The organism is Shinella sp., from assembly GCF_049651085.1.
Classification (GTDB): domain Bacteria; phylum Pseudomonadota; class Alphaproteobacteria; order Rhizobiales; family Rhizobiaceae; genus Shinella.
The window spans coordinates 235,539-248,900 of sequence record NZ_JBASBL010000009.1 but is presented as its reverse complement, the minus strand read 5'-3'; the positions used below and the strand labels follow the sequence as shown (position 1 = coordinate 248,900).

Sequence of the window (13,362 nt, the reverse complement as noted above, 5' to 3'; positions counted from 1 at the left end):
TTCAAGACCCTGCGCGCCTATCCGGTGTTTCCTGCCCTTTAGAAACCGCAGGGAACCCGACATGACCACTGAATTCCTCATCACCTCGCTCGTCGTCATACTCCTGCCGGGCACGGGCGTGATCTACACGCTGGCGCTCGGCATCAGCGGCGGCTTTCGCGCGGGCCTCGTCGCCGCCTTCGGCTGCACGCTCGGCATCATCCCGCATATCCTTGCCAGCGTCGTCGGCCTCGCCGCCGTGCTGCATGCAAGCGCGCTTGCCTTCGAGATACTGCGCGTCATCGGTGTCGCCTATCTCCTTTTCATCGCCTGGAGCCTTCTGCGCGAGAGCAACGCGCCGGATCTCGGGCAGGAACAGGCCCCTGCGGAAAAGTCGTTCCGCATCGTGCGCAAGGGCATCCTCACCAATGTCTTCAACCCGAAGCTCTCGCTGTTCTTCCTCGCCTTCCTGCCGCAGTTCGTTCCGGCAAACGCATCGAACGCCACCGCGCAGATGCTCGTCCTCGGCGGCGTCTTCATGCTGCTCACCTTCCTCGTCTTCGCCGTCTACGCCGCGCTCGCGGCCAGCCTGCGCCGGCAGGTGCTGAGCCGGCCCAAGATCATGGTGTGGCTCCAACGCGGCTTCGGTGCCGCCCTCGGCCTGATGGGCCTCAGGCTCGCGCTGGCGGATCGCTGACGCTCAGTCCCAGAGCGCATGGAAATGATGAAGCGGGCCGTGGCCGGAACCGACGGCGAGCCTGTCCGAATGGCGCACCGCCCCGGCGATGAAGCCCTTTGCCGCCGCAACGGCATCGGCAAGCCCCCGCCCCTTGCCGAGTTCGGCAGCAATCGCGCTCGACAGGGAGCAGCCGGTGCCATGGGTGTTGCGCGTCAGGATGCGCACGCCCTCGAACCAGAACGCCCCCTCCGCCGTCGCCAGCACGTCCGGGCTCTCGCTGCCCGGCAGGTGGCCGCCCTTCAGCAGCACCGCCTTCGGCCCGAGCGCGCGCAGCCGCCTGGCCTGATCTTCCATGCCCGCCCTGTCCGTGGCTTCAGGCTCGCCGAGCAGCGCAGCCGCTTCCGGCAGGTTCGGCGTCAGAACCGTGGCGAGCGGCAGCAGGCGGCCTGTCAAAGCCTCGACCGCCTCCCGCGCCAGAAGCGAGGCGCCGCCCTTGGCGACCATGACCGGATCAAGCACCACGGGCACGCGGCGATGCGGCGACAGCGCGGATGCCACCGCTTCTGCAATCTGCGCCGAGGCGATCATGCCGATCTTCACAGCATCGACGCGAACATCGCTGAAGACATCGGCGATCTGTGCCGCGACGAAGGCGGGCGGTACGGGATGCACCCCGGAAACGCCCTGCGTATTCTGCGCCGTCAGCGCGGTCAGCACGGCCATGCCATAGGTGCGGCGGGCTGCGAAGGTCTTGAGGTCCGCCTGGATGCCGGCGCCGCCCGAAGGATCGGAGCCTGCTATCGAGAGAATATTTGCGATTGCGTCGGTCATTTCGCCTCCTCGCAGGGGAAGGCAGCCTTCGGGCACCGGCGATGCGGCGGCCGTTCGACTCCCTCCGCCGGCATGATCCGGTTCAGGTTCAAAGGGTGCTTCTCAGCCCGTCTTGCGACGGACGCCCCTGTCTCGGCGATGTTTTCGCAAATGATGGGGCGCCTGTCACCTTGAAAGTGACAGGCGTCCGTTACGCCTTGCTGACGTGATATTCCTTGATGGCGACCATCTTGATCGCCGGGTAGCGCTCCGCCTCGTAGCGCAGCGAGAAGGAATCCTGCGCAAGGAACACCGGATCGCCATCGAGGTCGCGGGCGATATCGCCGCGGCGCTGGGTGACGAACTTGTCGAGTTCGGCCGCACTGTCGGACGAAACCCAGCGGCAGACGGAGAAGCGCGACATTTCGAACGAGACGGGCAGGCCGTATTCGACCGAGAGCCGCTCCTTCAGAACGTCGAGCTGCAGCGCACCGACGACGCCGACGATGGCGGGCGAGCCGTCTTCCGGCGAGAAGAGCTGCACGACGCCCTCTTCCGCCATCTGCTGGAGCGCCTCCTTCAGCTTCTTCGCCTTCATCGCATCTTCCAGCCGCACGCGGCGCAGGATTTCCGGCGCGAAGTTCGGAACGCCCTCGAAGACCAGCGCTTCGCCTTCCGTCAGCGTGTCGCCGATGCGCAGCGTGCCATGGTTCGGAATGCCCACCACATCGCCGGCATAGGCCGTGTCGGCAAGCTGGCGCTGCGAGGCGAAGAAGAATTGCGGCGCCGACAGGCCGATCGTCTTGCCCGTGCGGGCAAGGCGCACCTTCATGCCGCGCTCCAGCATGCCGGAGCAGACACGGGCAAAGGCGATGCGGTCGCGATGGTTCGGGTCCATGTTCGCCTGGATCTTGAAGACGAAGGCCGTCATCTTGTCTTCCGAGGCATGGACCTTGCGCACATCCGCCACCTGGTCGCGCGGCGGCGGCGCGAAGTCACCGAGCGCGTTGATCAGGTCGCGCACGCCGAAGTTCCGGAGCGCCGAGCCGAAGAAGACGGGCGTCAGGTGTCCTTCGAGGAAGGCCTCGCGATCGAACGGGCGGCACGCCTCGCGGGCAAGCTCCAGCTCCTCGATGAAGGCGGCGCGGTCGTTTTCCGGCAGGTTCCGGGCAACGATCGACGCATCGTCGACCTTCGTCGGCTGCACCTGCGTGTCCGAGCCGCGGAAGGTTCCATCGGAAAGATGATAGGAGCCGCAGAAGGTTTTCGACTGCCCGACAGGCCAGGTGACTGGGGCCGTATCGAGCGCCAGCTTCTGTTCCACCTCGTCGAGGATTTCGAACGTATCGCGGCTCTCGCGGTCCATCTTGTTGACGAAGGTGATGATCGGAATGTCGCGCAGGCGGCAGACTTCGAAAAGCTTCAGCGTCCGCGGCTCGATACCCTTGGCCGCGTCGATGACCATGACAGCGGCATCCACCGCGGTCAGCGTGCGGTAGGTATCGTCAGCGAAGTCTTCGTGGCCGGGCGTATCGAGAATGTTGAATACATTCCCGTTGTATTCGAAGGTCATCACCGAGGTGACGACCGAAATGCCGCGCTCGCGCTCGATCTTCATCCAGTCCGAGCGGGTCTGGATACGATCCTTCTTCGCCTTGACCTCGCCAGCGAGCTGGATGGCGCCGCCGAAGAGAAGCAGTTTTTCGGTGAGGGTTGTTTTACCGGCGTCCGGGTGCGCGATGATCGCGAAGGTGCGGCGGCGGGAGACCGCCTCGGCAAGGGTTTCGGTCATTTTCTGCAATATCCTGTGAGTTGCCGCGCTCTTTACAGTCTCAGCCGGAAAGATGCAATTGACGGGGTAGCGTGCGGATCGGCTTATGAGCGCATGAACGCGCACACCCCCTCCCAGCCCACGCTCCGCCTCGTTCGCCTGCCGCATGGCGCGGGCATCGAGCTTCCCGCCTACGAGACATCCGGCGCTGCCGGCATGGATCTTCGCGCGGCCGTGGAGGCCGACGCGCCGCTGACGCTGGAGCCCGGAAAACGGGCGCTCGTGCCCACCGGCTTCATCTTCGAAATCCCGCAGGGCCATGAAGGCCAGATCCGCCCGCGCTCCGGCCTTGCCTTCAAGAACGGCGTTACCTGCCTCAACACGCCCGGCACCGTCGACTGCGACTATCGCGGCGAGGTGAAGGTGCTGCTCGCCAATCTCGGCGACGAGCCCTTCGTCATCGAGCGCGGCATGCGCATCGCCCAGATGGTGATCGCCCCCGTCACGCAGGTCGCCGTGCGCGAGGCGACGGAAGCGAGCGAGACTGCCCGTGGCAGCGGCGGCTTCGGCTCCACCGGCGTGCGCTAAAGCCATGTCCGACCGGGAAGGCCTGATCTTTCGTTCGGACTATCTTGGCGATACCGCCGCCTGGCGCGCCCTTGCCGGCCTGCTCGAAGACACGTTCGACATCGACGTGACGATCATGGACCGGCTCGGCGGACCGGACCCGACCACCGTTCCCTTCGGCTGGTTCGACGAGACCGGCGCCTGCATCGCCAATATCAGCGCCTTTTCGATGCCCCTCGTCATCAACGGCGCCTTCGTGCGGGCGGCCGGCCTGCAATCCGGCGCGGTGCGGCCGAGCCATCGCGGCCGCGGCCTTTACCGCAACGTGATGGAGGCTGCGATTGATCATTGCGACGCGGAAGGCGTCGAAGCGATCCTGCTTCTGACCGACACGCCGGACCTTTACGGACGCTACGGTTTTCGCACGCTGGCACAGCACCATTTCACCGGCCCGGCACCCACCGGCGGAACGGCAGGACAAGTCCGCCGACTGGATATGGCGAACGATGCCGATATCACCCTGCTGCGCCGTCTGCTCAAGGCCCGCCGGCCGGTATCCGACCGTTTCGCGCCGCTCCGGCAGTTGGAAATGTTCCTCTTCAACGCATCCCTGATGCCCGATTTGCGGCTCGACCTGATCGAGGAGAACACCGTCATCGCCTGGCAGGCAGGCCTCGACGGCAGCCTTGACCTCATGGATATCGTTGGTGCGCAAATCCCCAGTCTTGCCGACATCGTGGCCAGCCTGAAGATCGAGGCAGCCAGCGTCACCGTGCGTTTTGCGCCCGATCATCTCGCATGGGACGGCGAGGCCGTCCTGGATGAAGGCGAGATGGCCCTGATGCTCCGCTCGGCAAAAGACCTGCGGCCGGAACACCCCTTCGCCCTGCCGCCGATGGCCGAATTCTGATCAGCGGCGGGCGTCCGTCGCCATGCGGAGTGCGATGAGAGCGAGGGCGGCACAGCTGGCCCGGTCGACACGGCGGCGCTCCCATGACGGATGACAAGAACGGTTCCGTGCCTCGGTCGCGGCAAGCGCGCGCACGCCCATTGCCGGAATCGTCCGCCGGCGATATGGAGGCTTGTCCAAGGAGCCTTCCATGACCCTCGCCGCCCTCCTCGCCTATTGCGGGGCTCTGTTCATCGCCGCCATCATTCCAGGCCCCGGGATCACGGCGATCGTCGCCCGCGCCCTCGGCTCCGGCTTCCGCTCGACCTTCTTCATGGGCCTTGGCGTCATTATCGGCGACATGGCGTACCTGACCGCAGTGATCCTCGGGCTTTCCTTTATCGCGCAGAGCTTCACCACGACCTTCATGCTGATCAAGATCGCTGGAGCGCTGTATCTCGCCTACCTCGCCTGGAAGCTCTGGACGTCCGGCCTCCTGCCGCAGGATATCGAGGCACGGCGTTCGACCGGCATGACCGCCTCCTTCCTTTCCGGCCTGTTCGTGACGGCAGGCAACCCGAAATCCATGCTCTTCTATGTCGCGCTGGTCCCGACCCTGATCGATCTCGACACGATCGGCCTCAAGGACTACGGCATATTGCTGGTCGCCACCTTTGCGGTTCTGCTCGCCGTGGTCATTCCCTACATCGCGCTCGCCTCGCGCGCCCGGCTTTTCCTCAAGCAGCCGAAGGCGCTGCAGCGGCTGAACCGGATCGCGGCCGGCATCCTTGCCGGCACCGCCGCCTATATCGCGACGCGCGCGGCATGAGGGACGATCCGGCTTTTGCCGGTTGAAAAGCCGTTTATTCCGCTTTCTGCGTTTTCGCCGCCAAATCCGGACTCGTCTAAGGCTGGATTCCCTCCTACATTCTCCCGCAACGAGAACCGAGGAGCATCCAATGACCGACACCCGCAAACCTGGCCGCGGCCGTATCTATGCCTCTATCACCGAGACCATCGGCGATACGCCGATCGTGCGGCTCGACAAGTTCGCCCGGGAAAAGGGCGTCGGCGCCAACCTTCTCGCCAAGCTTGAATTCTTCAATCCGATCGCCTCGGTGAAGGACCGCATCGGCGTGGCGATGATCGAGGCGCTCGAAGCGCAGGGCAAGATCACACCGGGCCAATCCACGCTGGTCGAGCCGACCTCCGGCAATACGGGCATCGCGCTGGCCTTTGCCGCGGCCGCCAAGGGCTATCGCCTCATCCTCACCATGCCTGAGACCATGTCGATCGAGCGGCGCAAGATGCTGGCGCTTCTCGGCGCCGAGCTGGTGCTGACCGAAGGTCCGAAAGGCATGAAGGGCGCGATCGCCAAGGCCGAGGAACTCGCCGCCACCATTCCGGGCGCCGTCATTCCCCAGCAGTTTGAAAACCCGGCCAATCCGGAAATCCACCGCAAGACGACGGCCGAGGAAATCTGGAACGACACCGAAGGCGCGGTCGACATTCTCGTTTCCGGCATCGGCACGGGCGGCACGATCACCGGCGCAGGCCAGGTGCTGAAGGCAAGGAAGCCCGGCCTCCAGGTCGTGGCTGTCGAACCGGCAGACAGCCCGGTGCTTTCCGGCGGCAATCCCGGCCCGCACAAGATCCAGGGCATCGGCGCGGGCTTTGCCCCGGCCGTGCTCGACAAGGCGATCTATGACGAGGTCGTGACCGTTTCCAATGACGAGGCTTTCGAAAATGCCCGCCTCGTCGCGCGGCTGGAAGGCGTGCCGGTCGGCATTTCCTCCGGCGCGGCGCTGGCCGCCGCCGTCAAGGTCGGCAGCCGCCCGGAAAATGCCGGCAAGACCATCGTCGTCATCGTCCCCTCCTTCGCCGAGCGTTACCTTTCCACCGCGCTCTTCGAGGGGCTCGGAGCCTGAAGGGTAACCGCCCGTCTGGAGCGTCGAACGGGTCGCGCGGCGGCTACCACGCCACCGCGCCGGCCTCAGGCCGCCGCAACCAGCCGCTCGCCGGCAATGCGATAGGAAATCGCTTCCGCCAGATGGATGCGCCCGACGATCGGCGCTTCATCGAGATCGGCAAGCGTACGGGCCACCTTCAGCACACGATGATAGCCGCGCGCGGAAAAACACATCTTTTCCGCCGCATCGCGCAGAAGCTGCAGCCCGCCGGGATCGGGTTCGGCCATCGTCTCGACGAGCGTCGTCGAGGCGCGGGCATTGCTCGTGACCGAACCCATGCCGAGACGGGCGAAGCGGTCGATCTGCAGGGCGCGGGCTGCCGCGACGCGGCGGGAGACGGATTCGCTGGTCTCGCCCGCCAAGGGGCGAAGGAGGTCCGTCGCCGAGACGGCCGGCACGTCGATGCGGATATCGATCCGGTCCATCAGAGGCCCTGAGACGCGCGCCTGATAGTCGCTCATGCAGCGCGGGCCCCGGGCGCAACTGCGGCCCGGTTCGCCCGCCATGCCGCAGCGGCAGGGGTTCATGGCGGCGACGAGCTGCACGGCGGCGGGATAGCTGACACGGTGGTTTGCCCGCGCGATGATGCATTCACCCGTTTCGAGCGGCTGGCGCAGCGCATCGAGCGCCTGCGGCGAGAACTCCGGCAGCTCGTCAAGAAAGAGGACGCCGTTGTGGGCGAGTGAGACCTCGCCCGGCCTTGCCCGCGCGCCGCCGCCGACAAGGGCGGCCATGGTGGCGGAGTGATGCGGCGTGCGGAACGGCCGGCGATCGGACAGGCGGCCGCCGGAGAGCTGGCCGGCAATGGAATGGATCATCGATACTTCGAGCAGTTCCGCCGGCGACAGCGGCGGCAGGATGGCGGCAAGACGCGCGGCGAGCATGGACTTTCCCGATCCGGGCGGGCCAACCATCAGGAGATTGTGACTGCCGGCAGCGGCGACTTCCAGCGCCCGCTTGGCGCTTTCCTGGCCGCGGATATCGGCAAGGTCCGGCAGGTTCGAAGCCGGTGCGCGGATCGCCGGCACCGGCCGCGACAGCACCTGGCTGCCCTTGAAGTGATTGGCGAGGGCAATGAGGCTCCGCGGCGCCAGAACGTCGAGCCCGCGACCAGCCCAGGCCGCTTCCGCGCCGTTTTCCGCCGGGCAGACAAGCCCCTTGCCCAGCGCGTTGGCGCCCATAGCGGCGGGGAGCGCGCCAGCGACGGGCGCGATCGTGCCATCGAGATTGAGTTCACCGATGACGAGATAGTCCTCCAGCGCATCGCCCGGCACCGCGCCGAGTGCCGTCATCAGGCCAAGAGCGATGGCGAGGTCGTAATGCGAGCCTTCCTTCGGCAGGTCGGCAGGCGCGAGATTGATCGTGACACGCTTGGGCGGCAGCGAGAGTCCTGAGGCGTGAAGCGCGGCCTGGACCCGCTCGCGGCTTTCGGCGACCGCCTTGTCCGGCAGGCCGACGATCTGCATGCCGACCTTGCCGGGCGCGACCATGACCTGGACGTCCACGGGCACGCCCTCGATACCCTGAAACGCAATCGTACCGACCCGTGCCACCATGATCGCCCCCGCTCGCCCTGGCCGAAAACGGCCTCATGAGCCGCCCCTGGGTTGCATATGCAAATCTGGCATGGAATACGGAATGAAACAAGAACAATTATAGAACTTGCGAACAGGATTTCCGCGCACGGGTTGTATGCGGTTGTATTTGCGGAACGAAGGCGGGACGTTCGCGAACGCAGGCCCCGCCTTGCCTTTCCGATCCGCTCAGCGCTTGTGCTCGATAGCGTCCCAGAGCAGAGCCGCGATATCGGCCCCGCCGAATTTCTTGACCTCGCGGATGCCGGTCGGCGAGGTCACGTTGATCTCGGTCATGTAGTCGCCGATGACGTCGATGCCGACGAAGATAAAGCCGCGCTCGCGCAGCGCCGGGCCGATACGGGCGCAGATTTCCTTCTCGCGCGCCGTCAGCTCCGTCGCTTCGGCGCGGCCGCCGGCATGCATGTTCGAGCGCGCATCGTGCTCGGCGGGAACGCGGTTGATCGCACCGACCGGCTCGCCATCGACAAGGATGATGCGCTTGTCGCCCTTGCGCACGTCCGGCAGATACTGCTGGGCGATGAAGGGCTCGCGGAACATCTGGCCGAACATTTCAAGCAGCGAGGACAGGTTGCGGTCGTCCTTGGTGGAATGGAAGACACCGGCGCCGCCATTGCCGTAGAGCGGCTTCAGGATCATGTCGCCCATCTCGTCGCGGAAGCGGCGGATTTCTTCCGGATCGCGGGTAATCAGCGTCGCCGGCATCAGGTCGGCGAATTCGGTGACGAATATCTTTTCCGGCGAGTTGCGCACCCAGGCCGGATCGTTGACGACGAGCGTCTTGGGGTGGATGCGCTCCAGCAGGTGCGTCGCGGTGATGTAGGCCATGTCGAAGGGCGGGTCCTGGCGCAGCAGCACCACGTCCATGGTCGACAGATCGACGCGCTCGGGCTCGCCCAGCGTGTAGTGGTCGCCCTTGACCTCGCGCAATTTCATCGGCTCGACGGTGGCATAGACCGTCCCGTCGCGCAGGCTCAGCCGATCGGGCGTATAGTGGAAGAGCTTGTAGCCGCGGCTTTGCGCCTCGAGGCTCATGGCGAAGGTGGAATCGCCTGCGATGGTGATGGTCGAGACATGGTCCATCTGGACCGCGACGTTCTTGATCTTTGCCATGAAAAGTCCCCTGAGGATGCCTGACACATTTAGGATGCGTCAGGCACTATGGCAACGGGGCGCCATGCAGCCAGGGCATGTCAGGCAAAACCGTCGATGCGGCAGGTGATGACATCATGGTCGGAAAGCGGCTTGCCGGCGGGAGAGAGCGAGGAGACGATCGTCGCTTGCGAAACCGCAAGACCACGCGACAGAAACCAGTCGAGCTTCATGGCCCGCTCAGGCCAGCGGGTGATGAGGCTAGGGCGCGTCGTCATGCCGTCGATCGGGCCGCCGTGGCGGGTGAAGCCGCGCTCGGCAGCCCGCGCAAAAAGACCCTCGACCTCGAAATCGCCGCCGGCATGGTTGCCCGTGTTGAGATCGCCGCCGATGAGGACGGGAAGGCCGGGAAAGGCCACGTCGAGCGCATCCATCAAGCCGGTCATCTGACGCTCGCGGTAATCCGCGGTGGCGGCGCTTTCGAAATGGGTGGAGACAACGACGAGCGAGCCGGCTTCGGTGTTGATCACCCCGCCAATCGCCATGCGCTCGCCAAGGCGCGGCTGGTCGACCTCGCCCATGAACCAGAGACGCTCGCCTTCCAGCCGCAGCAGGAAGGGCTCGTGCAGCGGCACGGTCGACATCAGGCCGTTGCCATGCAGGCCGCGGCGGTTGAAATCGTCCTTGCAAAATTCGAGTTCCGTGGCGGAGCCGAGGCCAAGCTCGATGAACTCAACGCCATAGAGATAGGCCATGCCGAGTTCCTCGGCGACCTCCGCCGTCGTGTGGCGCTGGCGCGTGCGGGCCATGCCGTCGTCCATTTCGGACAGCAGCACGACTTCGGCTCCGGTCGCGCCCAGATGTTCGGCACTTTGCAGCGGAAACAGGCAGCGCTCCAGGTTCCAGGCCGCGACGGTGAAGGGAAAGGGCAGCGGCTCGGCCCGCTCGGCGCGGCCGCCGGCCTCCACCGCGTTCATGCAGGCAAGCTCGGCCATGCGGCCATCATGCGCGGCAATGGATTTTTCCAGCGTGGCGATGGCTGCGCGGTCTTTCGGGCTTGGCGCGGCAAGCCGGTCGACGGTGGTGCGGATCATGATGCGGCAACCTCCATGGCGAGGGGAACGGTGGTGAGCGGCAGATTCTCCGCGCCGGACCAGTCGATGCGCAGGCCGCTCGCGCTGTCGAAGAAGTGCAGCCTTGCGGGCGCAATCGAGAGCGAAGCGGTTTCCGGCAGCGGTATTTCGGAGGAGACAGCCACGGTAAGCGGCTGGTCCCCGACAAGACCGTGCACGAGGCGCTGGGCGCCCAGCTCCTCGACATAGTCGATCCGGAACGGCAGCGGGCCTTGCCCATCCTGGTGCAGGCGCAGGTCCTCGGCGCGCAGGCCGACAGTCACCGCGCCCTGCGTCGGGACCACCGGTCCGAGATCGATCAGGACCGGGCCGATCGCCAGCCTGCTGCCATGCAGCTCGCCCCTCACGAGGTTCATGGCCGGCGAGCCGATGAAACTTGCCACGAAAGTGGAGGCGGGTCGGTGGTAGACGTCGAGCGGGCGGCCGATCTGCTCGATCCGGCCGCCGGAAAGCACCACGAGCCGGTCGGCGAGCGTCATGGCCTCCAGCTGGTCATGCGTGACATAGATCGAGGTCGTTCCGACGCGGCGCTGCAGGCGCTTGATCTCGCCGCGCATGGAGACGCGCAGCTTGGCGTCGAGGTTCGAGAGCGGTTCGTCGAAGAGGAAGGCGGACGGCTTGCGCACGATGGCGCGGCCCATGGCGACGCGCTGGCGCTGGCCGCCCGAAAGGGCGCGGGGCTTGCGCTCCAGATAGGGCTGAAGCTCCAGCATGCGGGCGGCTTCCGCCACCCGCGCATCGATTTCCGCCTTCGGCGTGCGGCGGTTCTTCAAGCCGTAGGCGAGGTTCTCGTAGACCGTCATATGCGGATAGAGCGCGTAGTTCTGGAAGACCATGGCGATGTCGCGGTCGGCAGGATCGACATCGTTGACGATGCGATCACCGATCGTCACCTCGCCGTCGCTGATCGTCTCCAGCCCCGCGACCATGCGCAAAAGCGTCGACTTTCCGCAGCCGGAGGGGCCGACGAGCACGATGAACTCGCCGTCGGCGATATCGATATTGATGGAGCTGACTGCGGTAACGCCGCCATTGTAGATCTTGGATACGTCCCGGATGCCGATCGATGCCATCGGAAGACTCCTTATTTGTCGCTTTCGGTGAGACCCTTGATGAACCACCGCTGGAAGATCAGGACGATCATCACCGGCGGCAGCATGGCGAGGATCGCCAGCGCAAAGGCTTCGTTATAATCGGGAATGTTGGAGCCCACCCAGACAAGCAGGATCTGCTTGATGCCGCGCACCAGCGTGAAGAAGCGCTCGTCCGTGGTCATCAGCGTCGGCCAGAGATACTGGTTCCAGCCATAGACGAACATGATGATGAAGATGGCCGCGATCATGGTGCGCGAGAGCGGCACCAGAACGTCGATGAAGAACTTGAACGGCCCCGCCCCATCGATGCGCGCGGCCTCCAGCAGCTCCTCCGGCACGGATTTGAAGAACTGGCGGAAGAAGAAGGTGCCGGTGGCAGAGGCCAGCAGCGGCACGATGAGGCCGGTATAGGTGTTGGTGAGCGCCAGCTTGTTCATCACCTCGTAGGAGGGAACGATGCGCACTTCGAGCGGCAGCAGCAGCGTCGTGAAGATCATCCAGAAGAACAGCGTGCCGAGCCTGAAGCGGAAATAGACGATGGCATAGGCGGCCAGCATGGACAACACGATCTTGCCGGCGGCAAAACCCACACCCAGAATCAGGGAATTCCAGATCATCCGCGCGCCGGTAATCTCGCCGGTAAAGCCGCCTTTGCGCGTCAGCACGGTGTTGTAGGTCTCGGTGAAATTGCCGCCCCAGGTGAGGGACAGGCCGTTGCGGTGGATATCGGCCGCCTCGTGGGTCGAGGTCATGAAGGCAACCACCACCGGCGCGACCATCACGAAGACGCCGACGAGGAGGACGAAGTGATCGAAAAGGCGAAGACGGTTCATGGCGGGCGCCCTCTCAATTGTAGTGCACGCGCCGCTCGATGAAGCGGAACTGGAAGATGGTGAGGACGAAGACGACGATCATCAGGATGACGGACTGGGCGGAGGAGCCGCCGAGATCGTTGCCGCGGAAGCCGTCCATATAGACCTTGTAGACGAGCGTGATCGGGTTGTTGGCCGCCTTGTCCTTCACCATCACGTCGATGACGCCGAACGTGTCGAACAGCGCATAGGTCATGTTGATGATGAGCAGGAAGAAGGCGGTCGGCGCAAGCAGCGGCAGCGTCATCGTCCAGAAGCGCCGCGTGCCGGAGCGGCAGTCGATGGCGGCGGCTTCGCGAACGGAGACCGGAATGCTCTGCAGGCCCGAGAGGATGAAGATGAAATTGTAGGGGATCTGCTTCCAGACCGACACGATGACCATGGCGATGGCCGTGTCGTTGTAGTTGAGGCCGACCTTCATGTCCCAGCCGAAAAGGGCGGCGAATTTCACCAGCGGGCCGATATGCTGGTCGAAGAACATCATGCCCATCAGGCCGGCGACCGGCGGGGCGATGGCATAGACCCAGATGAGCAGCGTCTTGTAGGTGGAGCTGCCCTTCAGGACCGCATCGGCCTTGACGGCGAGCAACATGCCGAGCCCGAGCGACAGGAAGGTGACGAGCGCCGTGAAGACCACCGTGAAGCGGGCGATCGACTGGTACTGCGCCGAGCCGATCGCATCGGCGTAGTTGGACAGGCCCACGAAGGTGGAGCCGAAGCCGAACGGATCCTCCAGATAGAAGGACGACTGAATGGCCTGGATCGACGGCCAGTAGAAGAACACGGCGATGATCGCCATCTGCGGCGCAAGGAACAGATAGGGCAGATAGGGCGACGAGAACTGGACGCGCTTCATGGGCCACCTTCAGTACAGCGCGCCGGGAGCAGGACGCCCCCGGCACGGATTTCAG

At 65.1% G+C, this 13,362-nt stretch carries 13 protein-coding genes and 1 riboswitch; of the genes, 5 read left to right on the top strand and 8 right to left on the bottom strand.

Annotated elements, in window-relative coordinates; translation table 11 throughout:
* Window positions 1–61 precede the first annotated feature (61 nt).
* Complete coding sequence (locus WA950_RS06470) at window positions 62–676, top strand: LysE family translocator (protein ID WP_424550869.1); 615 nt, start codon at window positions 62–64, stop codon at window positions 674–676.
* 3 nt (window positions 677–679) lie between these two features.
* On the opposite strand, the gene thiD is transcribed toward WA950_RS06470, so the two are convergent.
* A complete protein-coding gene (gene thiD / locus WA950_RS06465; protein WP_424550868.1) occupies window positions 680–1,489 on the bottom strand; it encodes a bifunctional hydroxymethylpyrimidine kinase/phosphomethylpyrimidine kinase in 810 nt (269 codons plus the stop codon).
* A gap of 42 nt (window positions 1,490–1,531) precedes the next feature.
* A riboswitch (TPP riboswitch) is annotated at window positions 1,532–1,628 on the bottom strand.
* 51 nt (window positions 1,629–1,679) lie between these two features.
* Complete coding sequence (locus WA950_RS06460; protein ID WP_424550867.1) at window positions 1,680–3,260, bottom strand: peptide chain release factor 3; 1,581 nt, start codon at window positions 3,258–3,260, stop codon at window positions 1,680–1,682.
* 93 nt (window positions 3,261–3,353) lie between these two features.
* On the opposite strand from WA950_RS06460, the gene dut reads away from it, so the two are divergent.
* From dut to cysK, 4 genes are all read left to right on the top strand, one after another.
* A complete protein-coding gene (gene dut, locus WA950_RS06455; RefSeq protein ID WP_424550866.1) occupies window positions 3,354–3,827 on the top strand; it encodes a dUTP diphosphatase in 474 nt (157 codons plus the stop codon).
* Window positions 3,828–3,831: 4 nt separating this feature from the next.
* Window positions 3,832–4,716, top strand: coding sequence for a GNAT family N-acetyltransferase (locus WA950_RS06450; RefSeq protein WP_424550865.1), 885 nt, complete (start codon window positions 3,832–3,834; stop codon window positions 4,714–4,716).
* A gap of 190 nt (window positions 4,717–4,906) precedes the next feature.
* Window positions 4,907–5,524, top strand: a complete 618-nt coding sequence (locus tag WA950_RS06445) for a LysE family translocator (RefSeq protein WP_424550864.1) — start codon at window positions 4,907–4,909, stop codon at window positions 5,522–5,524.
* Between the two features lie 130 nt (window positions 5,525–5,654).
* On the top strand, window positions 5,655–6,623 hold the full coding sequence (gene cysK / locus WA950_RS06440; protein WP_424550863.1) for a cysteine synthase A: 969 nt from the start codon (window positions 5,655–5,657) through the stop codon (window positions 6,621–6,623).
* A 65-nt stretch (window positions 6,624–6,688) separates the two neighbouring features.
* On the opposite strand, the gene WA950_RS06435 is transcribed toward cysK, so the two are convergent.
* The 6 genes from WA950_RS06435 to WA950_RS06410 all read right to left on the bottom strand — a co-directional run bounded on the left by WA950_RS06435 (window position 6,689) and on the right by WA950_RS06410 (window position 13,307).
* The gene (locus WA950_RS06435; protein WP_424550862.1) at window positions 6,689–8,221 is read right to left on the bottom strand and encodes a YifB family Mg chelatase-like AAA ATPase; all 1,533 of its coding nucleotides are present in this window, start codon (window positions 8,219–8,221) and stop codon (window positions 6,689–6,691) included.
* Between the two features lie 207 nt (window positions 8,222–8,428).
* Window positions 8,429–9,373 carry a glutathione synthase gene (gene gshB / locus WA950_RS06430; protein WP_424550861.1) on the bottom strand — a complete coding sequence of 315 codons (945 nt, stop codon included), beginning with the start codon at window positions 9,371–9,373 and terminating at the stop codon, window positions 8,429–8,431.
* 80 nt (window positions 9,374–9,453) lie between these two features.
* A complete protein-coding gene (locus tag WA950_RS06425; RefSeq protein ID WP_424550860.1) occupies window positions 9,454–10,446 on the bottom strand; it encodes an endonuclease/exonuclease/phosphatase family protein in 993 nt (330 codons plus the stop codon).
* Window positions 10,443–11,558: a sn-glycerol-3-phosphate import ATP-binding protein UgpC gene (locus WA950_RS06420; RefSeq protein WP_424550859.1), complete on the bottom strand. Its 1,116-nt coding sequence runs from the start codon at window positions 11,556–11,558 to the stop codon at window positions 10,443–10,445. The genes WA950_RS06425 and WA950_RS06420 overlap by 4 nt, the downstream gene beginning before the upstream one ends.
* Before the next feature lie 11 nt (window positions 11,559–11,569).
* A complete protein-coding gene (ugpE, locus tag WA950_RS06415; protein WP_424550858.1) occupies window positions 11,570–12,412 on the bottom strand; it encodes a sn-glycerol-3-phosphate ABC transporter permease UgpE in 843 nt (280 codons plus the stop codon).
* A 13-nt stretch (window positions 12,413–12,425) separates the two neighbouring features.
* Window positions 12,426–13,307 (bottom strand): ABC transporter permease subunit, encoded by an 882-nt coding sequence (locus WA950_RS06410; RefSeq protein ID WP_424550857.1) that lies wholly within the window; start codon window positions 13,305–13,307, stop codon window positions 12,426–12,428.
* Between the last annotated feature and the right edge of the window lie 55 nt (window positions 13,308–13,362).

Bases quoted from the DNA above. Each gene is read 5' to 3' on its own strand.
- WA950_RS06470 (WP_424550869.1), top strand. From the start codon at position 62: ATGACCACTGAATTCCTCATCACCTCGCTCGTCGTCATACTCCTGCCG.
- thiD (WP_424550868.1), bottom strand. From the start codon at position 1,489: ATGACCGACGCAATCGCAAATATTCTCTCGATAGCAGGCTCCGATCCT.
- WA950_RS06460 (WP_424550867.1), bottom strand. From the start codon at position 3,260: ATGACCGAAACCCTTGCCGAGGCGGTCTCCCGCCGCCGCACCTTCGCG.
- dut (WP_424550866.1), top strand. From the start codon at position 3,354: ATGAACGCGCACACCCCCTCCCAGCCCACGCTCCGCCTCGTTCGCCTG.
- WA950_RS06450 (WP_424550865.1), top strand. From the start codon at position 3,832: ATGTCCGACCGGGAAGGCCTGATCTTTCGTTCGGACTATCTTGGCGAT.
- WA950_RS06445 (WP_424550864.1), top strand. From the start codon at position 4,907: ATGACCCTCGCCGCCCTCCTCGCCTATTGCGGGGCTCTGTTCATCGCC.
- cysK (WP_424550863.1), top strand. From the start codon at position 5,655: ATGACCGACACCCGCAAACCTGGCCGCGGCCGTATCTATGCCTCTATC.
- WA950_RS06435 (WP_424550862.1), bottom strand. From the start codon at position 8,221: ATGGTGGCACGGGTCGGTACGATTGCGTTTCAGGGTATCGAGGGCGTG.
- gshB (WP_424550861.1), bottom strand. From the start codon at position 9,373: ATGGCAAAGATCAAGAACGTCGCGGTCCAGATGGACCATGTCTCGACC.
- WA950_RS06425 (WP_424550860.1), bottom strand. From the start codon at position 10,446: ATGATCCGCACCACCGTCGACCGGCTTGCCGCGCCAAGCCCGAAAGAC.
- WA950_RS06420 (WP_424550859.1), bottom strand. From the start codon at position 11,558: ATGGCATCGATCGGCATCCGGGACGTATCCAAGATCTACAATGGCGGC.
- ugpE (WP_424550858.1), bottom strand. From the start codon at position 12,412: ATGAACCGTCTTCGCCTTTTCGATCACTTCGTCCTCCTCGTCGGCGTC.
- WA950_RS06410 (WP_424550857.1), bottom strand. From the start codon at position 13,307: ATGAAGCGCGTCCAGTTCTCGTCGCCCTATCTGCCCTATCTGTTCCTT.